This window comes from Providencia sp. PROV109, from assembly GCF_033681625.1.
In the GTDB taxonomy this organism is placed as follows: domain Bacteria; phylum Pseudomonadota; class Gammaproteobacteria; order Enterobacterales; family Enterobacteriaceae; genus Providencia; species Providencia hangzhouensis.
Map to the genome: position 1 here is coordinate 2799576 of NZ_CP096320.1, position 24221 is coordinate 2823796.

At 38.4% G+C, this 24221-nt stretch carries 24 protein-coding genes and 1 tRNA gene; 16 read left to right on the top strand and 9 right to left on the bottom strand.

Features of this window, described 5'->3' with window-relative positions; all coding sequences use genetic code 11:
* Window positions 1-626 precede the first annotated feature (626 nt).
* Both M1F25_RS12990 and rsuA read right to left on the bottom strand, forming a co-directional pair.
* Window positions 627-1811, bottom strand: coding sequence for a Bcr/CflA family multidrug efflux MFS transporter (locus M1F25_RS12990; protein ID WP_112307907.1), 1185 nt, complete (start codon window positions 1809-1811; stop codon window positions 627-629).
* 18 nt (window positions 1812-1829) lie between these two features.
* Complete coding sequence (gene rsuA, locus M1F25_RS12995; RefSeq protein WP_094960408.1) at window positions 1830-2537, bottom strand: 16S rRNA pseudouridine(516) synthase RsuA; 708 nt, start codon at window positions 2535-2537, stop codon at window positions 1830-1832.
* A gap of 223 nt (window positions 2538-2760) precedes the next feature.
* On the opposite strand from rsuA, the gene M1F25_RS13000 reads away from it, so the two are divergent.
* Together M1F25_RS13000 and rplY are read left to right on the top strand one after the other, a co-directional pair.
* Window positions 2761-4518 carry a DEAD/DEAH box helicase gene (locus M1F25_RS13000; RefSeq protein ID WP_110591853.1) on the top strand — a complete coding sequence of 586 codons (1758 nt, stop codon included), beginning with the start codon at window positions 2761-2763 and terminating at the stop codon, window positions 4516-4518.
* Between the two features lie 165 nt (window positions 4519-4683).
* Window positions 4684-4965, top strand: coding sequence for a 50S ribosomal protein L25 (gene rplY, locus M1F25_RS13005; RefSeq protein WP_004260060.1), 282 nt, complete (start codon window positions 4684-4686; stop codon window positions 4963-4965).
* Between the two features lie 97 nt (window positions 4966-5062).
* Here the strand turns inward: rplY and yejK are convergent, their stop codons facing one another.
* Window positions 5063-6064, bottom strand: a complete 1002-nt coding sequence (gene yejK, locus M1F25_RS13010) for a nucleoid-associated protein YejK (protein WP_004260056.1) — start codon at window positions 6062-6064, stop codon at window positions 5063-5065.
* A gap of 242 nt (window positions 6065-6306) precedes the next feature.
* Between yejK and M1F25_RS13015 the strand changes: the two genes are divergently transcribed.
* The 3 genes from M1F25_RS13015 (at window position 6307) to M1F25_RS13025 (ending at window position 8421) form a co-directional block, all read left to right on the top strand.
* A complete protein-coding gene (locus M1F25_RS13015; protein ID WP_004911940.1) occupies window positions 6307-6534 on the top strand; it encodes a YejL family protein in 228 nt (75 codons plus the stop codon).
* 21 nt (window positions 6535-6555) lie between these two features.
* Complete coding sequence (gene yejM, locus M1F25_RS13020) at window positions 6556-8271, top strand: LPS biosynthesis-modulating metalloenzyme YejM (RefSeq protein ID WP_112307740.1); 1716 nt, start codon at window positions 6556-6558, stop codon at window positions 8269-8271.
* A gap of 73 nt (window positions 8272-8344) precedes the next feature.
* Window positions 8345-8421, top strand: a tRNA-Pro gene (locus M1F25_RS13025).
* A gap of 85 nt (window positions 8422-8506) precedes the next feature.
* Here M1F25_RS13025 and M1F25_RS13030 read toward each other — a convergent pair.
* Both M1F25_RS13030 and M1F25_RS13035 read right to left on the bottom strand, forming a co-directional pair.
* Window positions 8507-8617, bottom strand: a complete 111-nt coding sequence (locus M1F25_RS13030) for a DUF4113 domain-containing protein (protein ID WP_220129039.1) — start codon at window positions 8615-8617, stop codon at window positions 8507-8509.
* 164 nt (window positions 8618-8781) lie between these two features.
* The gene (locus M1F25_RS13035; RefSeq protein ID WP_004260042.1) at window positions 8782-9513 is read right to left on the bottom strand and encodes a class I SAM-dependent methyltransferase; all 732 of its coding nucleotides are present in this window, start codon (window positions 9511-9513) and stop codon (window positions 8782-8784) included.
* 295 nt (window positions 9514-9808) lie between these two features.
* Here M1F25_RS13035 and M1F25_RS13040 point away from each other — a divergent pair, with 295 nt between their 5' ends.
* Window positions 9809-10228, top strand: a complete 420-nt coding sequence (locus tag M1F25_RS13040; RefSeq protein ID WP_112307741.1) for a GNAT family N-acetyltransferase — start codon at window positions 9809-9811, stop codon at window positions 10226-10228.
* An 18-nt stretch (window positions 10229-10246) separates the two neighbouring features.
* Here the strand turns inward: M1F25_RS13040 and M1F25_RS13045 are convergent, their stop codons facing one another.
* Window positions 10247-10780, bottom strand: coding sequence for a GNAT family N-acetyltransferase (locus M1F25_RS13045; RefSeq protein WP_181488092.1), 534 nt, complete (start codon window positions 10778-10780; stop codon window positions 10247-10249).
* Window positions 10781-11001: 221 nt separating this feature from the next.
* On the opposite strand from M1F25_RS13045, the gene M1F25_RS13050 reads away from it, so the two are divergent.
* From M1F25_RS13050 to M1F25_RS13065, 4 genes are all read left to right on the top strand, one after another.
* Window positions 11002-11262, top strand: coding sequence for a DinI-like family protein (locus tag M1F25_RS13050; protein ID WP_004260032.1), 261 nt, complete (start codon window positions 11002-11004; stop codon window positions 11260-11262).
* A gap of 628 nt (window positions 11263-11890) precedes the next feature.
* Window positions 11891-12565 carry a response regulator gene (locus M1F25_RS13055; RefSeq protein ID WP_004260024.1) on the top strand — a complete coding sequence of 225 codons (675 nt, stop codon included), beginning with the start codon at window positions 11891-11893 and terminating at the stop codon, window positions 12563-12565.
* A complete protein-coding gene (locus tag M1F25_RS13060) occupies window positions 12555-13916 on the top strand; it encodes a sensor histidine kinase (RefSeq protein ID WP_004260020.1) in 1362 nt (453 codons plus the stop codon). The genes M1F25_RS13055 and M1F25_RS13060 overlap by 11 nt, the downstream gene beginning before the upstream one ends.
* A 95-nt stretch (window positions 13917-14011) precedes the next feature.
* Entirely contained in the window at window positions 14012-14587 is a 576-nt protein-coding gene (locus M1F25_RS13065) for a cysteine hydrolase family protein (RefSeq protein ID WP_004260017.1), read from the top strand.
* Window positions 14588-14607: 20 nt separating this feature from the next.
* Here the strand turns inward: M1F25_RS13065 and M1F25_RS13070 are convergent, their stop codons facing one another.
* Complete coding sequence (locus M1F25_RS13070) at window positions 14608-15450, bottom strand: D-amino-acid transaminase (RefSeq protein WP_181488094.1); 843 nt, start codon at window positions 15448-15450, stop codon at window positions 14608-14610.
* Between the two features lie 452 nt (window positions 15451-15902).
* Entirely contained in the window at window positions 15903-16427 is a 525-nt protein-coding gene (locus tag M1F25_RS13075) for an anti-virulence regulator CigR family protein (RefSeq protein ID WP_164455529.1), read from the bottom strand.
* A 347-nt stretch (window positions 16428-16774) separates the two neighbouring features.
* Between M1F25_RS13075 and M1F25_RS13080 the strand changes: the two genes are divergently transcribed.
* From M1F25_RS13080 to M1F25_RS13100, 5 genes are all read left to right on the top strand, one after another.
* Window positions 16775-18025 carry a mechanosensitive ion channel family protein gene (locus M1F25_RS13080; RefSeq protein ID WP_004260006.1) on the top strand — a complete coding sequence of 417 codons (1251 nt, stop codon included), beginning with the start codon at window positions 16775-16777 and terminating at the stop codon, window positions 18023-18025.
* A 300-nt stretch (window positions 18026-18325) separates the two neighbouring features.
* Window positions 18326-20755 (top strand): DMSO/selenate family reductase complex A subunit, encoded by a 2430-nt coding sequence (locus tag M1F25_RS13085; RefSeq protein ID WP_110591896.1) that lies wholly within the window; start codon window positions 18326-18328, stop codon window positions 20753-20755.
* 11 nt (window positions 20756-20766) lie between these two features.
* Window positions 20767-21384 carry a DMSO/selenate family reductase complex B subunit gene (locus tag M1F25_RS13090; RefSeq protein ID WP_181489704.1) on the top strand — a complete coding sequence of 206 codons (618 nt, stop codon included), beginning with the start codon at window positions 20767-20769 and terminating at the stop codon, window positions 21382-21384.
* Window position 21385: 1 nt separating this feature from the next.
* Entirely contained in the window at window positions 21386-22162 is a 777-nt protein-coding gene (locus M1F25_RS13095; RefSeq protein WP_094962317.1) for a dimethyl sulfoxide reductase anchor subunit family protein, read from the top strand.
* A 152-nt stretch (window positions 22163-22314) separates the two neighbouring features.
* Window positions 22315-22908 (top strand): molecular chaperone, encoded by a 594-nt coding sequence (locus M1F25_RS13100; protein WP_094962316.1) that lies wholly within the window; start codon window positions 22315-22317, stop codon window positions 22906-22908.
* 57 nt (window positions 22909-22965) lie between these two features.
* On the opposite strand, the gene M1F25_RS13105 is transcribed toward M1F25_RS13100, so the two are convergent.
* Complete coding sequence (locus M1F25_RS13105) at window positions 22966-23508, bottom strand: DUF924 family protein (protein WP_181488098.1); 543 nt, start codon at window positions 23506-23508, stop codon at window positions 22966-22968.
* A gap of 403 nt (window positions 23509-23911) precedes the next feature.
* Here M1F25_RS13105 and M1F25_RS13110 point away from each other — a divergent pair, with 403 nt between their 5' ends.
* Window positions 23912-24181 (top strand): hypothetical protein, encoded by a 270-nt coding sequence (locus M1F25_RS13110; RefSeq protein WP_004259979.1) that lies wholly within the window; start codon window positions 23912-23914, stop codon window positions 24179-24181.
* Window positions 24182-24221: the final 40 nt, after the last annotated feature.

Sequence of the window (24221 nt, forward strand, 5' to 3'; positions counted from 1 at the left end):
GATATCCTATTGATACATTTTAGTATTTTGCCAAGTATTGATATTTAATTTCTTACTTGACCTAACATAGGCTTAAGCCACTCATTCATCGTTCAAACCGAACTTTAAGTTATCCAAAAAGTAACATGAATGTTAAATATCGAATCTTAAATATAACATTAAAAAAACAAAATGTCGTTAAATTTTTGTGACATAAATCATTGCATATTCATTTTAATAGCAAATATATTAAAATATAAACTAATTTTGATCGCTACATCCTAACATCTTGCATAAAACACTTAACTTTTTTTTACATTTGTGAAAAGAAAATAGTAAAAAACAGTTTATTTTTGAAGTAAATCCAAATTTTTATTAATGAATAATGTTGCAATGCATATCAAATCACAAAACATAAATTTAACAAATTCAGCTGTAATGATAATTGATTTAGATCATTTTTCACTAAAGATTATTAATACTACTGCGTTATCACTCGATTTTATCGAGCAATCACTTTTATCTCTAATAGATAAATGAATTATATGGGAAAGTAACTAGAACAAACTTTGATTAGTCCGTTATAAATAATGAAGAAGAGAATTGAGTGTTCTCAGTTTCATCCATGAAACTTGAAAACATATGATTTATTTTGTTTTTTTGGCTAGTAAAACAAATAACATCGAGAGCGCCACGCAAGCAACCATAGAGCCGACCATTGGCCATGCGCTCTGAGCAGGTATTAGTGATAACAAAGTTCCAACGAGTGCGCCAATTGAAAACCTTATTGTTCCTGCCAATGAAGAAACGGTTCCTGCAATATGTGGATAATTATCCAAGATCACTGCCATTGCGTTAGAAGTGATCATCGCTATTCCACTAACATAGATTGCAACACCGATAACCAATGTCCAAAAATCTAATGCAAATGCCGTTGTAACAAGCAACCACACGCCCATCACAAATTGGATAATAATACCAAAGTAAAGCATTTTCTCCGCGCCGAAATGCCTTACATAACGGCTATTAATGGTCGTCATAATAAACAGGAAGATGATATTGATACCAAAATAGTAGCCGAAATTCTGTGGAGATACCCCATTTAAATCGATATACACAAAAGCGCCTGCATTTAAGAACGAAAACATCCCTGCAAAGGAAAATGAGCTCGCTAATATATAGAACAATACTTGTTTTGCTCTAAATAAAGTCGCAAATTGCCTTAATGTTGTTCCAACATGAAATTTTTGCCTTTTGGCAACGGGGAGTGTTTCCCGCACAAAACAGCTCACTAAAATAACAGCGATAACCGCAGCAATAGCGATGCTCCAAAAAATTGCATGCCATGAGAACCAGCGCATTAGCTCTCCCCCTAAAATAGGGGCTAATAACGGTGCGATTGTCATCACTAAGACAACAAAAGACATACTTCTTGAGAATTCATCACGGGTAAACATATCCCGCATAAGTGCATTAATCACAACACTTGCAGCTGCCGCGGCAAAACCATGTAAAAAACGCAACCAAATCAGTGAGTCAATCGATTCAGTGATAGCACAAGCCGCTGAAGCAATTGCAAAAACAACGACTCCACCCAAGATAACAGGTTTACGACCAATGCTATCTGCCATCGGCCCATAAAATAATTGCCCTATAGCAAAACCAAAAATGTAGCTATTGAGCGTCATTTGAATGCGCCCTTCATCTACATTAAAATAATGCATCATCGTCGGAAAGCTTGGCAGGTACATGTCGATGGCCAACGGCATTAACATCGATAATAAACCTAGAATTAGTATCAGCCCCAAATAGGATGAACGCTGCTGTTGCACTCTTTAAACTCCTGCTATTTATTTACGTGGTACGTTAATACTGTTGATCTCTTCTTCCGTCAGTGGACGGTATTCTCCGGGCTCAAGAGTCTCATCGAGCCAAATTTCACCAACGCGTTCACGATGTAACCCACAAACATGGTTCCCCACCGCAGCAAACATGCGTTTCACTTGATGATAACGCCCTTCACTAATCGTCAACCTGACATCTCTAGGGCTGATAATTTCCAGTTTTGCTGGTTTAGTTAGGTGTTTTTCCCCGTTAAGCATAACGCCCTGAGCAAACTGCTCGGCAACATCATTGGCGATATCGTCACTCAATTGAACTCGGTATGTTTTTTCACAATGATGCTTCGGTGAAGTAATGCGATGTGACCACTGACCATCATCAGTTAATAAGACAAGCCCCGTTGTATCGATATCTAAACGCCCTGCTGAATGCAGTTTTTGTGCGAGAGGCTCATCAATAAAAAAAAGAATTGTTGGATGTGTTGGGTCATCTGTTGAGCAAATATAGCCTTGAGGCTTATGTAACATAAAATAACGCGGCCCAGTAACTTGCACGAGGACATTACCATCATAAGCGACTTCATGATCAATCGTAACTTGAAAGGCCCCTGACTTAACGATTTCATCATCAACCGTTACGAGCCCTGCGCGCAATTCTCGCGCTACCAAACTTCGGCTTATCCCTAATTGCTGGGACAAAAATTTATCCAGTCGCATAGATTCTCTTAACTTGATGGAATGCCAGCGAAGCGTACAATAACGCTCAACTGTCAGAATATAGAGTGAAAGGTTGTTGTGATTGCTATCACATAATTCATTATAACAATAACCCCTGTGAAGTGATAGTTTCACCGCAGCAACTTACATCTTTAGACAGAGTCATCGTTTTAAATTAAATTTAACGTCATTCACCTGATTTAATTACATAATACTGAATAATATGCCTTTTGTATTACGCCCTTACCAACAAGAAGCTGTCAATGCGACGGTTGATTATTTCCGCAAGCAGACTGCCCCTGCCGTGATTGTCTTACCAACAGGAGCAGGTAAAAGCTTAGTGATTGCCGAATTGGCTCGGCTTGCTCGCGGGCGAGTGTTGGTATTAGCCCATGTGAAAGAATTAGTTGAGCAGAACCATGCTAAGTACCTCGCATATGGCCTACAAGCCGATATATTTGCCGCTGGCCTGAACCGCAAAGAATCTCAAAGCAAAGTGGTTTTCGGTAGTGTGCAATCTGTTGCTCGCAATCTTAAGGCATTTGACGCACATTTTTCCCTAGTAATTATTGATGAGTGTCACCGTATAAGTTTGAATGATAAGAGCCAATACCAACAAATTATTCAAGTTTTACAAGCTAATAACCCTTCATTACGTATTTTAGGATTAACAGCCACCCCTTACCGCCTCAACAGTGGCTGGATTTACCAATACCATTACCATGGCATGGTACGTGGTGATGAAAATTGTTTTTTTCGAGAGTGTATTTATGAACTACCTCTACACTATATGATTAAAAACAAATTCTTAGTTCCACCTGAACGCTTAGATATGCCTGTTTTACAATATGATTTTAGCCAAGTTTCACTGACATCATCGGGTATTTTTAACGAACAAGAACTTAATTTGTCATTAAAAAAACAACAACGCATTACGCCTAAAATTATTGAGCAAGTTATTGAATATGCAGCACCGTTACAAGGCTGCATGATCTTTGCTGCGACGGTCGAACATGCCAACGAAATTCTGAGTTATCTACCGAAGAATAGTGCGGCATTAGTGACGGCTGAAACCCCAGCAATTGATAGGCAAGCAATTATTAAACAATTTAAAAATAAAGAATTACATTATCTCGTTAACGTTTCAGTATTAACAACAGGGTTTGATGCACCTCATGTCGATGTGATTGCTATTTTGCGCCCAACAGAGTCAGTGAGCTTATACCAACAAATTGTTGGCCGAGGATTACGCCTTTATGAGGGAAAAACACGCTGTTTAATCTTAGATTACGCAGGTAATCCACACGATTTATTTCGGCCTGAAGTGGGGTCAAGTCAACCAAATTCAACCAGTGTGCCTGTGCAAGTTTTTTGCCCATTATGCCAATTTGCGAATATTTTTTGGGGAAAATGTACCTCTGATGGGCAAATTATTGAACATTACGGCCGGCGCTGCCAAGGCTGGGAAGAAGATGAAAATAAGCAGAAAAAACAATGTGAATTTCGTTTTCGCTTTAAACAATGTCCACACTGTGGTGCAGAAAATGATATAGCAGCTCGTCGCTGTCAAAAATGCCAAGAAGTGCTTACCGACCCTGACGATATGCTAAAAGCCGCCTTAAAACTCAAAGATGCGTTAATTATTCGTTGTGGTGGTATGCAATTCATTACAGGGAGTGATAACAAAGGTGAATGGATTAAAATCAATTATTATGATGAAGATGGAACCTGTGTTTCAGAACGTTTTCGCCTAGCCACACCCGCACAAAAACGCGTGTTCGAATATCGTTTTTTACGTGAGCATCAGCGTGCCCCAGGTGTTCCGTTTAAGTGGAATAATGCAAATGATATATTAGTGCAACAATCTTTATTACGATATCCCCAATTTATTGTCGCGCGCAAAAAAGAACGCTTTTGGGAAATTCGAGAGAAAATCTTCGATTATCAAGGGCGTTTTCGCGTTGCTGCTCCCCTGTCATAACGCGAAAATGATCATAATGATTGCTGGATGGCCGATTTTTCGTTAAAATGCCGCCCGCCTTCCGATATCTTGTTCTCTGAATGGATTATCCTAGGCCAAATCTCGAACCTGCTGCTGGGTCGCCTGTAGCAGGAATTTATATTTTCTTTTTATAGAGAAATAGTAATGTTAACTATCAATGCAATTGAACGTAAAGAGCAGGGTAAGGGTGCGAGCCGCCGCCTGCGCAGAGATAACCAGCTTCCAGCTATCGTTTACGGTGGCAACCAAGAAGCTATCTCTGTAACTCTTAACCACGATGAAATCATCAACCAAGAAAGCAAAGCAGAATTTTACGAAGTTCTGAATCTGGTTATCGATGGTAAAGAAACAAAAGTAAAAGTTCAGGCTGTTCAACGTCACCCATTTAAGCCAAAAGTGACGCACATTGACTTCCTGCGCGCTTAATTAAAGCCCACAGCCGAGCTTTAGAAATTTTCGGGACGCCGAGTAAATAACGCCGCAATTGCGGCGTTATTTATTTCTACCTCTTCAACACCACAACCTATTTAGTACCACGGCGTTGTAATTGATCACGCAAATTAGGTGGTGTGCCACGAATGGTTAACGTATCAGTGACAGGGTCCCAAAAGATACGCTCCCCCATGAGCATCGCATCAAAGCTAATTGTGATCCCTCCACCACTCCCCGAAAACTTCGTTAATTGCTTTAACGTTCCTCTATCGGCAGGGAAACTTTCTTCGAGTTGATAATCATTTTGGCGAGCGAAATCGTCAAAGCTTTGTTCTTCAACCATTGGCAGCTCTTTTGCCAACGCCTGCAGCTCAATTTCCTCTCCAGACTGTAATTGTTCTGTGCAATAACTATGTACTTGCTGGCGATAAGCTTGGCGCGTATTTTTGTCCATTTGTGCATTGTCACAAAAATCATCAAGTGCCTGAACCAAGCCTTTATTCTGAACTTTTGCGTTTAACCCTTCAGATGCAGCCAGAAAATCCATAAAGAAATCAGAAACTTTCCGCCCTACTCTACCTTTTAAGAAAGTTAAATAGCGTTTTGACTCAGGATTGGTCTCCCATTCGGTTAAATCAATACGTGCGACAATATCTGCATGAGGAATATCTAAATAATGTGTCGTGCCTAAGTCCAATGATTCTGTGACAAACATGCTGTCACAACTATTGAGCACCGCAATTAATAAGTATTCGACCGCGAGGTAACGGTATTGACAAAAGAGAACCACGCCCCCTTCCGCAAAAGGATATTTGGCTAATTCATCTTTCAAGCGAACCGTCATCGCACGGCTGAAACCTAAAAATTCTTCTTCGCCCTTACGCAATAACTTTAACGCATCAGCAAGTTCACTTTCTTCGTTAAATTCACCAAATGCTTTACTTTTAGCACTATAGACGCGGTGCAATTCTGCCATCATGTCTTGTACGACACCATCTGCTGTCAATAGAGAATCCCGCAACATCACCTCTAGGGTCTGCTCATCTCTTTTAATTAGCTGGTGTAAAGCTATCTGGTTAATTTCCAGACTCATTGTTGGCTCCTTCGTTATAGCGAAAATAATGTTGCGCGTATTCAAACATTGATATTATTCATCTGCAACAGAAACCATCATTTGTTCTATTTTTAGCCTGATTACGCTGAACTAATACGCACTTTACGAATCTGAATTAACATTATTCCCATTTAAACAAAAATTTGTTGCGAAGAAAGAAGAAAAACCAACTGTGATACGCTATGATATGTAGCTTTCATTAATTTAGGATGTCTCAATTTATGCCACAATCATCTCGCTATAGTGATGAAAAAGTTGAAGGTTTACTTTCTGACCTCGTGAGTGTGTTAGAAAAAAATCACACCCCTGTTGACCTTTCCCTCATGGTGTTAGGTAATATGGTAACGAATCTGCTGAATACGTCGGTTGCGCCTGCGCAACGTAAAATGATTGCAGAATCATTCGCAAATGCATTACTTTCTTCTGTTAAAGAAGATCAATCACACTAATTGATTAATGAAATAAACAGTATGGTCACCCACCTGCGCTACCGTGACAAAGTCTCTAACATGATTGGTTGGGGGCACTGGTTTGCACTATTCAATATACTGCTTAGCCTCGTGTTAAGTAGCAGCTATCTGTTTATTTTTGATTGGCCAGATACCTTAACTGGCCGAATTTATGCTTTCGTCAGTTGGTTAGGTCACTTTAGTTTTGTGGTCTTTGCGACTTACTTGCTAATTATTTTTCCACTGACCTTTATTGTTATGTCTCAGCGGTTGCTGAGGCTACTTTGTGTTGCCCTTGCAACGGCAGGAATAACACTATTAATCTTTGATATCCGTGTTTTTAGTCAATTCGGTTTGCATTTAACACCGCAAGTTTGGGACTTGGTCATCAACCCAACTAAGGGGGAAATGGCTCGTGAGTGGCAACTGATGTTTATCAGTATTCCCATTATCTTTCTTGTTGAAATGTTATTTGCGACTTGGAGTTGGCAAAAACTACGTAGTTTAAACCGCCAAACATTCGGCAAACCTCTGGCGGCTATTTTTATTGTGACTTTTATTATGTCACATCTGATGTATGCATGGGCCGACGCTAATTTTTATCGCCCTATCACCATGCAACGCTACAATTATCCATTGTCGCAACCCATGACAGCTCGCAAGCTCCTTGATAGGTATGGCCTATTAGACTTAACCGAACATCAAAATCGTGTATTCCAACAAGGTAGCCCAACGGCACTTAAATTAAACTACCCATTGAAACCTTTAAGTTATTATGACCAAGGCGCTGATTACAACTTATTATTGTTGGTCATTGATGATCTAGGGGATAAATCTCAACAAGATTCTATGGGGGCGTTAAACGAATTTAAAGAAATCAGTACGCAGTTTACGAATCACTACACGGCTGGGCTACGTAACGATACTGCGCTATTTGGCCTATTCTATGGTATTTCATCGACTTATTTCGATAATATTCTCAATGGCCGCCATCCATCAGCGCTAATTGAAGCCTTACAACATCAAGGGTATCAGTTTGGTTTATTCTCAACAGATGGCTTTAATTCTCCATTATTCAGACAAGCTATTTTAGCTGATTACTCATTACCTGCAAAAACTGCAGATAATGACAACTTAACCGTTACACAGTGGAATAACTGGCTAGATAACCTTAAGAACGGCTCGCCTTGGTTCTCTTTCCTGAATATTAAAGGGACACCAGGAAGTGCAAAAACGAATGAACAAATCAATCGCGTAATGGCTGCATTACAGCGTGATAATCGCTTGCAAAATACCATTGTTATTGTGACGGCAAATTATAATAACCAAGGAAAAGCAGAAAACGAATGGTTAGATGGTAAACGCTTCAACCGTGATAATATGCAGGTACCACTGTTTATTTATTGGCCAAACACACCTGCACAGCAGATAGATAAGCTAACAAGCCATCAAGATGTGATGACAACACTGATGCAGCGTTTATTACATGTCAGTAATCCACCTGATGATTACAGCCAAGGTGAAGATTTATTTAGTGTTAAACGTACTTACCCATGGGTGATCACGGGTGACAACGACGATGTTGTCATTACCACAGATAATGCCACTCTCTACATGGATCAAAATGGCCAGTTTAATATCTATGATAAACAAGGTGCCATAGAGCGAAATGAAAAGCCTGATTTGGCTGAGTTGTTGAAAATCTTTACTGAATTAAAGCGTTTTAATGAAAATTAGTGCTTAAATATCAACCAGTCGCATCATAAGTCTATTGCTTTTAGAAGCAAATTGAGTAGTATTAATCAAAGTTCGGCATGTAGCGCAGCTTGGTAGCGCACCGTCATGGGGTGTCGGGGGTCGTAGGTTCAAATCCTATCATGCCGACCAACTTTTTATAGAAAAACCAACCTGTTACGGTTGGTTTTTTTGTGCATGAAATTTTAGGTGGGCAAAAGTCGGGTAAAAATCCAACCTATTTTCTAACTTTAACCACTGCTAATTCATCAAAATTTGTCGTGTAGGCAGGTGACAACATTTCTATTTTCATTTTATATCCGCTATTACTACTCTTACTAACAAACAATCATTACACATACCTGTCAATTACTACCCATGACTATATTTCTCATAGTAACTAGTCATAAGCCATTGTGTGCATTATGCCAACAACAGTCTTTAACGATTCATTGAACCATAATAAATCGCCTTGTGATGTGTATTAAACTTTACCAAAACATAAGGTTTTAATTATGGCTTTTGAGCACTAATAATAAATATCATTGGTCTCTCTTTTTCCTCATCTAATGTTGGATTTTTTATAATTTGCTCGCACGATGGCCCCCACTCATCCAGTTCAATTATTTCAAACCCAGCAGAAATTAATAAGTTAATCCAAGTGGATAATTTTCTGTGTTGCTTTACGACACCATCAGCAAACCAATGGCTAATTCTATTGCCTTCTTGCTGGTACTGATTAACCGGCCAGGCTTTATTACCATACTTATCTATACACCATTCTTGAATAAGTGGTGCGGTGTATATTGGATGTTCTGCAGAAAAAATCACCCTCCCACCTTGATTTAGAGCTTGATATAACTTAGTTAATAGAGAATAAATATCGACCACATAATGTAGAGCCAGCGAGCTATAGATCAAATCATACTGTTCAGTAGGTAAGCTCAACTTTTCCAAATCAGCACGTAAGTATGTTATAGCGGAATCATCTGTCATTGAAATCGCCTTTGTTAACATTTTTTCTGAGAGGTCAACGCCTGTTACCTGTGTTGCCCCTTGAGCACTTGCCCACCGACAAAACCAGCCATAACCACAACCTAAATCTATAATAGATTTCCCATTTAAATCTGGTAATAACCGTTGTATTGCATCCCACTCTGGTGCACCACTTAGCCCTTCGACTGAGCGAGGCAATGTTGCATATCCTGCAAAAAAATCAGGGTCATCATAAATATTTTGAGACATGGTTTATTCCCCAATAATAAGAAAATTAGGCTAATCATATTCTATATTTCTTAAATTTGATAAGAATTACCACTGTATAGATTAACAACGACTCAATGATAGCAAAGAGCGAGCTTTATGGTAGATTTTTAGTTAACTGCCCATAAGATTAAAATTATTTTAATTCAATGGGTTAAAAAACCAATAATTGTAATGAACTTATTTTCAGTTTTCATATTAACCTTTTATTTAAACCATCCTATACTATAGTATTTTTGAATTAATACATTTAGCATTGACAAGTAACTGATTAATAATGAAAACTAACTTTAGAGTAGCAACACCAATTGATATAAATGCTATATTTTCCATAGATACCATTGCGACCGCAGAACGCTATAAAGACATTATCCAATGGAGCGAGCAAGGAATATGTTATGTACTGGAATCCAACAACGAAATATTGGCTTATGGCGTTCTACATTATCATTTCTATTCCCATGCCTTTATAGAGCTATTAATGGTAAATAAAAACCATCGTCGACAAGGCCTTGGCCTCATTTTAATTAATAAACTAAAAATGCAGAGTAAACCCCAAAAGATTTTTACTTCTACAAATCAATCAAATACAGCCACTCAACAGCTTTTAATAAAAGCTGGCTTTGTTCCTAGTGGCTACATTGAAAATTTAGATGATAATGATCCCGAACTTATCTATTGCTATATACCTGATTAACACCATCGATATGAAGCACTATAATAGCGTTTTATCCATCACAACCGTTTGTAAGATGTGATTAAATTGCTGATACGTTTCTTGAGTAATCTCTTCTGGATAACTTAGCACCCTAAGCTCATGCGGCTTATTTTCTGGGTAATAACTTGGGTGAGCATGGACGTATTCATTTTGTTGAAAACCACAATGCTGATAAAAAGACCAACGTTTTTGGCTGATTTCATCAATAATAGGATCTATTTCTAGAATCACTTTGCCTACATCATGACAAAACTGTTTTAGTACCTTTTGCCCATAACCTTGCCCTCTTAATACGGGGGAAATAGCAAAATGTTCAATATAATAATAACCTTCGATTTTCCAACAACCAATAAAGCCTATGAAAATGTCATTTTCTTTGAAATTGAGCAAATAATAATCGCTATGATTCAATATTGCCTTTCTTCCCTGATAGCTTCTTTGTTCATATAACGGAAAAGCGGTGTCATATAACTGGTTAATCATTGCTATCGCTTGGCTATCTTCACTTTTAATTCTTAAAGCATGTAACATTTAATCGAAACTCACCTTCATCAAATATATTTTATAGAATACCTATTTTTAATTTTCTGACAATTATTTTATCAAGCGCTCATAAGATTAACTTTTTGTTTTATATTGATATTATTTTTTCACTTAATTTACTGATAAAATATTTGCAGCTCTATATTGACTTTTTTGCCTAATAGTTCTAAAAATACTGTATATTAATACAGTCTTTACTAGAGGCTATCATGTTACGTATCGAAGTATTATTTGATAAAAACGCTCCACAAAAACCCAGTTCAGTGGTTTTACAAGCTCTTGAAACTGAGATTTTACGCAAACTTCAGAACCAATATCCTGATATGGTAACTCGGGTTGGGTTTAGCTCACAACAACGCGTTAATATTTCAGGAACAAAAATAGCGGAGGATAAAACTCGTATTGAAGAAATACTGGAAGAAATATGGATGGATGATGGTTGGGTCCCAGAAGAAACAACAGAGGATTAACCAAATACTTAAAAGGAATGTTTTACCCTATGACATTCCTTTTTTACTAATACGTGAGGCTTTTTACACCTTCATAAACTGGCCAATATTGACTCCCCCCTCCAACAACAAAAGTACTTTCATCAGCCAGAGAACAACTGCAAGGTAACACACTGATTATTAAAGCAGCTAGTTGTTTTAAATTTCTTATATCTAAATTTCACTCATTTTTAATTAATAGATTTTATGCCTAAGAAAGGTTTTAATTTGTTTCACTGGATTCAACTTTTCATTCTCTTCATTAGTTGTTCTAACCTGCGAAATACAGTTAGTAATATTTGCACAAGTAGAAATTTCATTTAGTTTTAGGGGTGATAAACTAACTGTGGACGTATTATTAAAATCTTTTCCAATAAAGATTAAAGCAAGCGCGATTGCGACTATAAACAATGGCACCTCATAAAATGCGTGTTTCATTATCAATGCTCTTATTGCTTGAATGATAAAACGATAATAAACAGTCTATTTTTTTGTACCTTAAAGATGGGTTAAACCAACCTTAAGGTATGCTTAAATACGCTTCAAACTTGAACTGTTCATATTGTCTGACGCTCACTGCCTGCTTATACTGGCTAGTAGAGGTGATAATATGAATATCCTATTAGTCGAAGATGATCTTCAATTGGGAAAAGCACTATGTCGTGGGCTGGAGCTTGCAGGTTTTAATCCTTGTTGGGTAAGGCTACTTGCTGATGCAAAGTTACAACTCGCATCTCGCAATTTTGACCTAATGCTCTTAGATTTGGGCTTACCTGATGGCGATGGTCATGACGAGCTCATAGCTTGGCGTAATATGGGCGAAACTATTCCAATAATCATTCTCACGGCAAGAAACCAAATGGATAACTTAGTTTCTAGTTTAGATTCAGGTGCTGATGACTTTTTAACAAAACCATTTGCTATGCCTGAACTTATTTCCCGAGTGAAAGCCGTTAGTCGCCGTATGGCTGGGTTTTCATCTGAAATATGGCAATTGGGTAACCTGCAATTAAATCCACTTAATCATCAAGTAACCCTTAATGAGCAATTGCTACTGCTATCCGGGAAAGAATACCTATTACTCTATGAATTAATAAAAAATGCAGATAATGTTGTCAGAAAAACGGATTTAGAGCAGCGTCTATTCGGATTGGATGATGTAGAAAGTAACTCTTTAGAGGTTCATATTCATAATTTACGCCGAAAGATAGGTAAAGACCGTATAATTACTATCCGTGGCATTGGTTATCTATTAAAAAAAGAAGTGCCACTAAGTGAAAGTTAAATCATTTTTTATTTATACATTCGGGCTACAAATCAGTTCTGTTATTTTTCTTTGGTTATTATTAGTTGGCTGGCTCCAGTTTTTTTATTGGCCATCAATTCATGATGAGTTAAATGCACAACAGAATATCGTCACTCAAGGGTTTGCTAAAACACTTGATGTGGTTGCTGATAAACCTGAATATTTCAATAAAATAGCCGATAACCTACAAGAACTTTATTCTAGCGCAATGGAAAGTGGCGATAATATTAGTTATCGGCCTTTTATGGTTGTCAGAGATAAACAAGGGAATGTCTATTACCGGAACAGTGACAAATTACATGTTCCCTCCCTTAAATCCGTTTCTGAGCTCGCGGCATTACATAAAGACTGGCACTTTACTTCTGCATGGAATGATCAAAAAACCTTTGAGGTTGTCATTGCTGAATCTTATAGTGATCGTAAATCCTTATTAGGTAATCCAGCCGAAGGAACAGCCATTCCCCTCGCTTTCATTTTAGGTATTATGTTGCTAGCAATTTTAATTACCGCTTATTTTAGTTTGCGGCCTTTAAGACAATCAGCAAAACTCATTTCCAGCCGTCAGCCGGGTAATTTAACTCCTATAGAAACAAAAGAGCAATATAAAGAAATTCGGCCTATTATTGCTGCAATAAATAACCTTATGTCTCGTGTTGATGCTGCGAATCAACGTGAAAAGCGCTTCATGGCAGACGCCGCACATGAATTACGGACGCCGATTGCGGCTGTTATTGCTCAATTGCATTTGTTAATGCAAATTGACAATCCAAAAGAAAAAGGCGAAATTATTAATGATATGCAAGAAACTTTAAATCGTGCGGCCTCTCTATCACATCAATTAATTGACTTAGCTCGTTTAGAAACTGAAGATTTCTTGCTAAATAAAGAACAAGTTGACCTGCCTGCATTAATCAGCCATTTAATATCTTCACACATACCTTACGCCATTAACAAAGATATTGATGTCGAACTCCAAAGCCCAAAATCTTTTTATATCCTCACAGATAAACTCGCATTAAGTAATATTTTTACTAATCTGCTTGAAAATGCGATTAAATATTGCCCTGAAAAAGGGAAAATCAAGGTCATTTTGAAAGACCTTACCCCATTTGGTGGGACTATTTCTGTTCAAGATAACGGCCGAGGAATTCCAGAAGACAGTCGCCAGCTTATATTTTCTCGCTTTTATCGAGTACCTGGAACAATGGAAACCGGAAGCGGTTTAGGTTTATCAATTGCCCAGAATTTAGCCCATAAAATCGGTGCTGTAATTAGAGTTACTGATGGATTAGACAATCAAGGTATTGGTTTTATTATTGACTTACCCTAAATCGAATAATGTTATTGAGTTAACAGCATTCACGCTTTTTTCCAGATAGTATACGCCGTTATACGTTAATATACTTACACCTAAAAGAGGCAATAATGTCCAAGGCATTAGTAATTATTGATCTCATTGAAGAGATAATTGGTAAAAATGGCTTATCTAATTCAAGTTACCAGCAAACTTGCTCGCGAAAAATCGTTGAAAAAGCTAATCAAGCGGCACAATATGCAAGAAACCATCATATTCCCGTGATTTGGGTTAAGGTTGGGTTTTCAGACAATTATCACGATGTTCCTGCTGGCTCCCCTATGTTTCAGCAAGCTAAAAAACTTGGAGCCTTAAAATTAAGTGGCACTGGGTGTCATTGGGCTCATGACCTTGAAGTGGCATTTCGTGACCCAGTAATGATTAAAAAAGGGGTTTCTGCATTTGCAGGAAATCATTTCCATAAATGGCTTACCGATAATGATATTACCGAGTTGTTTATTGGCGGAGTTAGTACCGTAAAGGCCATTCAAAGCACTGCTAGACAGGCTCATGATTTAGGGTATTTTGTTACAGTACTTGAGGATTTATGTGCCGCTCCAACGCCAGAACTCCACCAGCAAAGTATTCAGGCATTGGATGGCATGGTAACCATTTCTTCAGTTAAAGAATTTATGCAATTAAAATAACATTTAGATATCTCATGTGATTATTTTAATTTTTGCAAGTATATCTCTCGTAGCCGGATAGCTAGTTTCCCCGGCTTACCTTCCCCAATGAATTGGTTATTCGCCATAATAACTGGCCAAACTAATGTTGTCGCCGAGGTAATAAAGACTTCCTTGGCTTCTAACATTTCATCAATACTAAATGGCTTTTCAACAATGTCTATTTTTTGTTCTCTAGCAAGTTGTAATATCGCTTGGCGAGTAATACCTGACAATATTTCATTATTTAACCCCCGTGTTTGTATTTGGTTTTGTTGATTAATAATAAAACAATTACTGGAACTTCCTTCAGTAATATAGCCGTTTTTAACAAATATAGCGTCGTCTGCACCTTGCTGTTTAGCGTATTCTTTTGCCATCGAAGCTGCTAATAAAGCAACTGTTTTAATATCACAACGCTGCCAACGAATATCATCTACAGTGACAACTTTTATTCCATATTTTGATTTTTCATTTTCAACAATCTGTGTCTTTTGTGCAAATAAGACTAATGTTGGCTTCGTCTGTTTATCCGGATATAAAAAACTACGTTGGTGTGCATTACCACGGGTCAACTGAAGATATACAAGCCCTTCTTCGATATTATTTTTCTGAACTAATTGAAGATGAATTTGTTTTAATTCTGCTAAATCATAAGGTAGTGATAGCTGTAATTCAGCACAAGAACGCTGTAAACGAGCCATATGACGATCAAAGTCAACGAGCTTACCGTTAATTATTGCTGTCACTTCATATACTGCATCCGCAAATAGAAACCCACGGTCAAAAACAGATACTGATGCGTCTTCTTCAGGTAAAAACTGGCCGTTCACATAAGCAATCATGAGTTATATTCCTTTATCAATCAAATCATTACCTAACCTCTGATTAACCATACACCATATTATAAAAATTACCTTTCAATTCTTCACACTTTTTGTGCCCATTTATGGATCTTTGCATGTCTTGTGGTAACAACTTGCAGTCAAAAACAAGTGCCAGACATTCTTTTAAAAAATAATTTAATATTTAAAATTATTTTTAATATTAACTTGACATTAACATGCTAATAGCTAAAATGCTATCACGTGATCTGGATCACATTTTAATTTGGAGTTATCGATGAACAGCATCAAAGAATTTATCAGCAGTGTGCAAGAAGTTGTTGAATTACTGTCTAAACGTTTTATGTAAGCGAGTTAATCATTTTTTAGTCAATCAGACCTTTTAGTTACCTAATCATTAGCGTTAATTGCATTTATTTTGCACAACGACCTTGAAATCAAGGTCGTTTTTTTTATTCGAAAACATTTTCAATAATTTCTGCGACTATCGCTGTTCCTATCGCAACCAAGACAAGATCTTGGCCACTGATTTTCCATTCATACCCAACATAAACGGGTAATTGAGCTAAAAAAGCTGAAGGTAACGCTTTTTTGGCAATACCTGGAGGAAGCGGTTTACCCCGACCAACTTGCTTTGCAATGCCTGGCGGCAACCCTTGATAACCCGTCAAACCATATTCAATGGCCAAAGGCCTTACATTACCAAAACTCACATTAAAACTAATATTAGAACCTCGTTTCTTATCGTAATATTCGCTTGCTTTGGCATATTTTAGCTGTTGATTACCATCCCCTTTATTCGATTTATCTTTATTCTGATTTCCTTTGTTTCCATGAATTTGTTGATTTCCTTTACCATTCCCTTGGCCTTGATTGCCATTAGGAGATGAATTAGCGAGAAATGGAGTGCAGGCAATAACGGGTAATAAGATATACTGCAAAAAAACAGAACAATTCGGCTTTTTAAATACGCTCATAATAAATTCCTGCAAAGTTAATATAACATTAGGAAGTTTGTAGAACATTATGCTTAGTTATGAAGACTCACAATCAGAAAATCCTTATCACATGTAATGTTATGTAAATGTTACATAACTAATCAAATTAACGAACCCGCTCCTTTATAATGACTTTATTGTCATTAATATTGCATTCATATACTGCACAATACTTAGAACTAACAATAAGAATTAAGACGGAGTTTAATATTGTTCGCCATGAATTTTCATTGTGAATATGATAAGGTCTTTAAACTATCGAATATTTTTATAAACCGAATATTTTTATAAACCATTGTTCCTAACACCCTCAAGAAGGAGAAACCATGCAGCAGCAACTGCTAGACTGGGTACGTCAGTTCAACCAAGATTACGCTAACCTCGCCTCTTTACTTATGGTGCTCGGTTTAATTCTAATCGTCGCCTGCGTATTACACTTAATTCTGCATAAAATATTACTTCCTCAACTCGAAAAGCACGGGCAAAAAAGTGCAGGAACTTGGATTCATTTAATAACTCAACATAATCTTTTTAATCGCTTTGCATTTGTTATACAAGGTGTTGTTGTCAATATCCAAGCTACGCTATGGTTACATTCAGGCTCGACTGCACAAGCCGTTCTAAAGGTCGGCTCACAGGCTTGGTGCCTATTATTTGGCTTACTAACCCTTTACTCTGTTCTTGATATCATACTTGGTGTACTCCAACGTGCTGCCAAAACCGCGCATTTACCTCTTAGAGGAATATTTCAAAGCCTTAAACTGATTGCCACAATTCTAATTGGCATCATGATCATTGCGCTATTAATAGGCAAATCGCCTCTGATTATTCTCAGCGGTCTTGGTGCAATGACCGCTGTTATGATGCTAGTGTTCAAAGACCCTATTATGGGGTTAGTTGCTGGGATACAACTTTCAGCCAACAACATGGTTAACATTGGCGATTGGTTAGAAATGCCTAAATACGGTGCTGATGGCGCTGTGGTTGATATTGGTTTAACTACGGTAAAAGTCCGTAATTGGGACAACACAGTAACCACTATTCCTACCTATGCACTTATTTCTGATTCATTCAAAAACTGGAAAGGAATGACAGAGTCTGGTGGGCGCCGAATTAAGCGTAGTGTCCGCTTAGATGCTAGCAGTGTGCATTTTTTAACATCTGAAGAAATAGCGTACTGTATTAAAGCAAATTTACTTGAGCCCTATATCGAGCAAAAAATATCTGAGATTCAAGTCTTTAATTCTAGCCTACCTGATGATAAAGCAATCCCTTTAAATCAACGTCGTCTGACAAATATAGGGACTTTCCGGGCTTACATTGAAGCTTATTTAAAATCACACCCTAATATTCACAAAAATATGACGATTATGGTCAGACAGCTAGAATCTGACTCAAATGGTATCCCAATCGAAATATATGCGTTTACGAATACAACCGTATGGGTGGAGTATGAAAGAATACAGTCAGACATTTTTGACCATATCTTTTCCATCCTTCCGCAATTTAATCTGATGGTACATCAATCACCTACCGGAAATGATGTTAGGATGATAGGCTATTCCCCAGAAAAATAATTAATACTAAGTGATTAGTTAAATTTTCTTATCCATCTACACCTAAAGTAGTATTTCAAAGAGGGAGATATCCCTCTTTTTCCTTACTTTTGACCCAATCGTTATATAATAATTAATACTTCGATAGTTAATAGAAATAGAACTAATCTATGTTATAGCGAACAAAAAATCCTTATAAATTAAATAAATACATTTATCTTATCAGGGATAACATTGATGTAAGTCATGTAACTCAACAGAAACTTTTTTTAACATATAAAACAAGAAAGTAATGTTGTTATTTACATATAGGCAATGTCAATGCATAAAAATAAAATAAATACTCAATTTGGAGAACTGAGCAGGAGGGAGTTTATACAAACCTCTGCAACCGTTGCGGGTGTCGCTGCTGTTGCTGGCTCAATCACTCTTCCTTTTGCTGCTCAAGCAAAAACACCAGCGATCATGCCTGACGAAGTCAGCGAAAAAATCAGCTATAGCGCATGCTTAGTAAACTGTGGTAGCCGCTGTCCATTAAAAGTTCATGTGAAAGACGGTGTTATCAGCCGCATTTCCAATGAAACAATGTATGACGACTCAACGTTAGGTGAACACCAAATACGCCCATGTTTGCGTGGCCGTTCAGTGCGCTGGAAAACCTATAACCCAGACCGTTTAAAATACCCAATGGTACGAGTTGGTAAACGCGGTGAAGGTAAATTTAAAAAGATCTCATGGGATGAGGCAACAACCATTATCGCCGAAAAACTGCAGTATACTATTGATAAATATGGAAGTGATGCCATTTACTATCAATATGGCTCGGGTTCAACAGGCGCAAACTTACACGGTCGTGCTGCTTGTAAACGTTTATTAAGCTTAACCGGTGGTTTCTTGGGCGATTATGGCACATATTCATATGCGCAATTAATGGAAATCACGCCTTACGTATATGGCAGTATTGAAGAATCATATTTATCTGAAATCCAAAACTCAGATTTAGTCGTCATGTTTGGTCACAACCTTGCTGAAACGCGTATGTCTGGGGGCGGTCAATTTTACGAAACCCTCAATGCGTTAGATAAAAGCAAAGCAAAAGTTATCATTATTGACCCGCGTCGCACTGATAGCGTCACAACGCTTGGCGCAGAATGGATACCTATTTACCCAGGTACTGACGCTGCATTAGTTGCTGCTCTCGGTTATGTCATGATCGAAGAAGGCCTGACTGACGAAGAATTCCTAAACAACTATTGTGTTGGTTGGGATGAGTCTACCTTACCTGCTTCTGCACCACGCAATGCATCATATAAAGATTATATTTTAGGTAATGGCCCCGATGGCATCGCAAAAACCCCTGAGTGGGCGAGCAAATTAACGGGTATCTCAGTCGCACGTATTAAACAACTTGCACGTGAAATCGGTAATGCAAATAGAGCATGGATCTCACAAGGCTGGGGTTTACAGCGCACAGAGAATGGCGAGCAAGCTTGTCGTTCTATTATGATGTTACCGTTGATGTCTGGGAACATTGGTCGTGCAGGAACTAACACTGGGCTGTGGGGTAACAGCTATGCTTATCCTGTTGCAGGTTTTGCTTTACCTAACCCAGTAAAAGCCTTGATTCCGACTTATATGTGGTCAGAAGCAATTGTTCGCGGGAAAGAATTGACCGCAGAGAATGGTGGCATTAAAGGTGTTGATAAACTAAACAACGACATCAAGTTTATGTGGTGCTACTCCAGTAATGTCATTGGTAACCAACATGGCGATTTAAATAAAACCCATGAAATACTTGCAGATGAATCCAAATGTGAATTCATTCTAGTATGGGATAACCATGATACCCCATCCGCAAAATATGCAGACTTATTGTTACCGGATGTCACAACTGTAGAAACCAACGATTTAATCAATAACTCCTATGCAAGTGGTGCGTATCATTATTTAGTTCGCCTACAAAATGCCATTGAGCCACTGTGGGAAAACCGCCCTAATTACGATGTGTTAGCAGAAATTGCTGAAAAAATGGGTGTAAAAGAACAATTCACCGAAGGCCGTACCTACGCTGAATGGATTGAGTTCTGTTATAACAAAACACGTGAAAAAATGCCTCATTTACCTGAATTCAGCGAAACCGACGGTGCGGGCATTATCGACCGTAAGTTCCTGAACAGCTCAGAAAATATTGCATTGAAGAAATTCCGTGATGACCCAATCAATAACCCATTGAAAACGCCGTCAGGTAAAGTGGAAATCTATTCAGAACAACTAGCTGAACGTGTTAAAAACTGGGAATTACCAGAAGGCCAACGTATTCCTGCCATTCCTGAGTATTGCGTCAATAAAGAAGGTGTTGAAGCCCAAGCAAGCCAACAAAAGCATCCGCTATTAATGACCGGCTTTCATGATAAAGGCCATGTGCATTCATCATATTACAATGTTGCTATGCTACGTGAAGCCATTCCACATCAGTTTTGGCTCAACCCAGTCGATGCCCAGCAACGCGGCTTGAATAATGGTGATATGGCTGAAATATTTAATGATCGTGGTCGTATTCAAATTAAAGTGAAAGTGACAGAGCGTGTATTACCCGGTGTTATCGCCGTTCCACAAGGTGCATGGCGTACTCTTAATAATGATGGGCTAGATATCGGTGGTTGTATCAATACACTGACTTCGCATGTTCCTTCGCCATTGGCTAAAGGTACCCCACAACATACTAACCTTGTTGAAGTTAAACGCGCTTAAGGAGTTGAATGATGAAACAATATGGCTTTTACTTTGACTCCACAAAATGCACTGGCTGTAAAACATGCCAAGTCAGTTGTAAGGATGAAAAAGATTTAGATTTAGGCCCAAAATTCCGTCGTGTCTACGAGTTCGGTGGCGGTAGTTGGCAAAAACAAGATGGTATTTGGCAGCAAAATGTCTTTAGTTACTATCTTTCTATTTCATGTAACCATTGTTCAAACCCGACATGTGTCGCGGGTTGCCCAACCGGTGCAATGCATAAACGAGAAGAAGATGGTTTAGTCGTGGTTGACCAATCTATTTGTCTTGGTTGCCGTTATTGTGAGTTGCGCTGCCCGTATGGCGCCCCACAATTTGATGAGAAGAAGAAACTAATGAGTAAATGCGACGGCTGCTATGAGCGCGTCGCAAAAGGGATGAAACCTGTTTGTGTTGAATCTTGCCCGCAGCGTGCTTTAGATTTTGATGACATTAATGTTCTTCGTGAGTTACACGGCACAGAGTGTGGCATTGCTCCAATGCCAGACCCAAGCCTGACGAACCCGAATATTGTCATCAAGCCACATAAAGATGCGAAGCCATTTGGCGATAAAAGTGGCGAATTAAAAAACCCTGCGGAGGTGTAAGATGCATGAATTACCACTCGTTTTTTTCACCGTCTTAGGACAGTCCGCTGCAGGGCTTTTCTTACTCGCTTATATTAGCCGTAGAATGGGTTCTATTGACGATAATCAGCTAAAAATTGCCAATATCGTGGCCTTTATTATTATGATAATAGGTTTAGGTATCGGTGGGTTACACGTTGGCCAGCCACTACGCTTCTTTAATATGCTACTGGGTGTAGGCCGTTCGCCAATGAGTAATGAAGCGTTCTTAAGTGGCGTATTTGTTGGGTGCGCTGCTGCAACGTTATTTTTTACTTTGTTTTTCAAACATACGTTATTACGTGAGCTGGCTAATATTGCCGCGGTAGTTTCTGGACTTGCATTTGTTTGGTCAATACCTCAAGTGTACAACATCGCCACTATTGCTAACTGGGACACCGGTTATACCACACTGCAAATGTGGATGACGATGTTAGTCGGTGGCGGTGCGCTCGCCATTGCAATCGGTGCTCGTGGCTTAGGTATTGCTTCGTTCTTAATTGGTACTTTTGCTATTTTTGCAAGCCGTGCGGGTTATCAAGCCTTTTTAGCAGAAACAGGTCCCGCTCTTAGCGGTGAACAAACAGGCTTCTGGGGCTTCCAAGTTGTTGTTTTAGCTATTGCTTTAGCTGCTTTCGTTGGTATGGCGTTAAAGCACCGCGCACCAAAAGCGACATTAGCAACTTGTGCCGCCGCAGTATTATTAGCTGAACTGGCTGGCCGCATTGCATTCTATAATTTGTGGCAAATAACCATGTAAGGCATTGTTATTACTATGTTATAGTGTTTCATAAAAGAACCTCATTTGGGGTTCTTTGTTTAGATATCTTCAACACCACCTGCATTGATACAGTAGCAGGAAATTAAATAATGATGTCATGCTTTAGCGCGAAATAAGACGGATAAAATAATATGATTGACACGACAATGATCCGCATCCTTGGTGCGTTTTTCTACTACCCTCCGCAATCGGACACTTTACGTAACGTTTACTCTGTCTTGGGTGAACTACCACAGTTATGTACATGGGATAACCCAGAGAAAATTCAGGCTATTTGTACTTCGTTGTCACAAACACAACCTGATGATATCTCTTATGATTATTCCATCTTATTCGAAGGACAAGGCAGTATGCCTGCTCCGCCTTGGGGCTCTGTGTACTTAGAGCATGATAATACTATTATGGGTGAGTCAACTGCGGCTTATCGCGACTTTTTGCAAACGAAAGGTTTAGTCACTGATACTGGAATCCGTGAACCTGAAGACCAATTTGGCTTAATGATGATGGCAGTTTCTGCGTTAGCAGAGCAAGAGGACGACAGCGCTGTTATTGCTCTATTTGAGCAACATTTGTTACCTTGGGCGTATCGCTATTTAGAGCTAGTGCAGCAAAGCAAAACAGAGTCCACTTTTTACCCTAGCCTTGCACAGATCACTGAAATTTACCTCAAATCACTACAATTGAAATTAGAATTATCGCCAGTCAGGGCTGAATTATTTCGCTAAATAAAAACTAAACCAAATGAGCTAGTTAAACAAAATATGGGCTCATTTGGTTTTAGTCTAAAAAGAAGAGTTTGGCTCTTGTAAAAATGCAATTTCTTCTTGTGTTGATGGCCGACCTAAAATTTCATTACGGTGAGGATAACGGCCAAATTTATCAATAATCGCTTTATGTCTCATTTCAAAATCTAATGTACCGTCATCACCCAGCATGCGAAATAGCTCAACCGCCTGTAAATGTATAAAACTGGATTCAGAGTGCATAAATGGCATTAAAACAAACTTGCGCTGTGACAACGTCAGAAGGTTATAATCATGTTGCTTAATCGCCTCTTGCGCTAATGCTAAAGCCATCCCATCTTGAGCAAAAAACCGTGGTGTATCACGCCATAAGTTACGTGAAAACTGGTCTAGAACAATAATTTCCGCTAAACGTCCACGAATAGATGCCCGCCAATAAGCTAATTCTCCCTTAGCTGCGCGTTCACAGATATGAGCAAACCGTTGTGCTATCGTCAAATCAAACTTAGCGCTTTTTTCAAACCATTGTCTTGGTGTCGATTCCTCAAACCAAAATGAAAGCACTTCTTCCATGGCATTCATGATTTATTCCTATCTATTTTCTTATTAGAGGTTGTCATAATCCTAGTTAAAAATAGCCTTAATTGACAGGCTTGAGCTCTAATATCGGCTGTTTGTAGATAATTATTTTGTTTTTTTGCGATCTGACACCAAAAAAACATGCAATATTGATAGTGTAATTTTAACAATATACTACTTTATTTATTATCAAATCATTTATTTTCCACTTATGATAATTCTCAACTTTTTAATTTATAACGATTTGCTTTTTAGTGTGAATGAAACAATTCATCATGCCTAAATACATACATTTGGTTAACTCAATGTTAGAATTTAACCTATAATGCGTATGTGAATTAGATAGTTACTTGCAGTCATCACTTTCAGCGGTTCATATTGGTTCTTATTAAGGAAGGCAATGTAAATGGCAGGACATATGGTACTCATTGGTTGGGCGTTATGGGTTAGCCCTTGTGGTACGGATTCATGCGATGCATTACCGGTGACTGAAACTATTTTTACACAAGAACAATGCATGAGCCGAAAAAAATACCTAGAATCAAAACGACCGAATCTCTACTTTCTCTGTGGTGAGGTTTACCGCGATAGCAATGAAATGACCGCTGAAGAAAAACATGCTATTCCTGCGCCTCATCTTCCTCTAAGAACGCTGCCAGAGCGAATTTCCCGTTAGTTTGAGCTAACTCCTTTAGCTCAAACTTAATTGGCATCAA

What these genes read in the sequence shown, in the direction of transcription:
- M1F25_RS13035 (WP_004260042.1), bottom strand. Translation starts at nt 9,513, where the DNA reads ATGTCTCAAAATATTTATGATGACCCTGATTTTTTTGCAGGATATGCA.
- M1F25_RS13050 (WP_004260032.1), top strand. Translation starts at nt 11,002, where the DNA reads ATGTTACGTATCGAAGTATTATTTGATAAAAACGCTCCACAAAAACCC.
- M1F25_RS13015 (WP_004911940.1), top strand. Translation starts at nt 6,307, where the DNA reads ATGCCACAATCATCTCGCTATAGTGATGAAAAAGTTGAAGGTTTACTT.
- yejK (WP_004260056.1), bottom strand. Translation starts at nt 6,064, where the DNA reads ATGAGTCTGGAAATTAACCAGATAGCTTTACACCAGCTAATTAAAAGA.
- M1F25_RS13055 (WP_004260024.1), top strand. Translation starts at nt 11,891, where the DNA reads ATGAATATCCTATTAGTCGAAGATGATCTTCAATTGGGAAAAGCACTA.
- M1F25_RS13070 (WP_181488094.1), bottom strand. Translation starts at nt 15,450, where the DNA reads ATGATTGCTTATGTGAACGGCCAGTTTTTACCTGAAGAAGACGCATCA.
- M1F25_RS13085 (WP_110591896.1), top strand. Translation starts at nt 18,326, where the DNA reads ATGCATAAAAATAAAATAAATACTCAATTTGGAGAACTGAGCAGGAGG.
- M1F25_RS13100 (WP_094962316.1), top strand. Translation starts at nt 22,315, where the DNA reads ATGATTGACACGACAATGATCCGCATCCTTGGTGCGTTTTTCTACTAC.
- rsuA (WP_094960408.1), bottom strand. Translation starts at nt 2,537, where the DNA reads ATGCGACTGGATAAATTTTTGTCCCAGCAATTAGGGATAAGCCGAAGT.
- rplY (WP_004260060.1), top strand. Translation starts at nt 4,684, where the DNA reads ATGTTAACTATCAATGCAATTGAACGTAAAGAGCAGGGTAAGGGTGCG.
- M1F25_RS13105 (WP_181488098.1), bottom strand. Translation starts at nt 23,508, where the DNA reads ATGAATGCCATGGAAGAAGTGCTTTCATTTTGGTTTGAGGAATCGACA.
- M1F25_RS13095 (WP_094962317.1), top strand. Translation starts at nt 21,386, where the DNA reads ATGCATGAATTACCACTCGTTTTTTTCACCGTCTTAGGACAGTCCGCT.
- M1F25_RS13000 (WP_110591853.1), top strand. Translation starts at nt 2,761, where the DNA reads ATGCCTTTTGTATTACGCCCTTACCAACAAGAAGCTGTCAATGCGACG.
- M1F25_RS13075 (WP_164455529.1), bottom strand. Translation starts at nt 16,427, where the DNA reads ATGAGCGTATTTAAAAAGCCGAATTGTTCTGTTTTTTTGCAGTATATC.
- M1F25_RS13040 (WP_112307741.1), top strand. Translation starts at nt 9,809, where the DNA reads ATGAAAACTAACTTTAGAGTAGCAACACCAATTGATATAAATGCTATA.
- M1F25_RS13065 (WP_004260017.1), top strand. Translation starts at nt 14,012, where the DNA reads ATGTCCAAGGCATTAGTAATTATTGATCTCATTGAAGAGATAATTGGT.
- M1F25_RS13045 (WP_181488092.1), bottom strand. Translation starts at nt 10,780, where the DNA reads ATGTTACATGCTTTAAGAATTAAAAGTGAAGATAGCCAAGCGATAGCA.
- M1F25_RS13080 (WP_004260006.1), top strand. Translation starts at nt 16,775, where the DNA reads ATGCAGCAGCAACTGCTAGACTGGGTACGTCAGTTCAACCAAGATTAC.
- yejM (WP_112307740.1), top strand. Translation starts at nt 6,556, where the DNA reads ATGGTCACCCACCTGCGCTACCGTGACAAAGTCTCTAACATGATTGGT.
- M1F25_RS13090 (WP_181489704.1), top strand. Translation starts at nt 20,767, where the DNA reads ATGAAACAATATGGCTTTTACTTTGACTCCACAAAATGCACTGGCTGT.
- M1F25_RS13110 (WP_004259979.1), top strand. Translation starts at nt 23,912, where the DNA reads ATGGCAGGACATATGGTACTCATTGGTTGGGCGTTATGGGTTAGCCCT.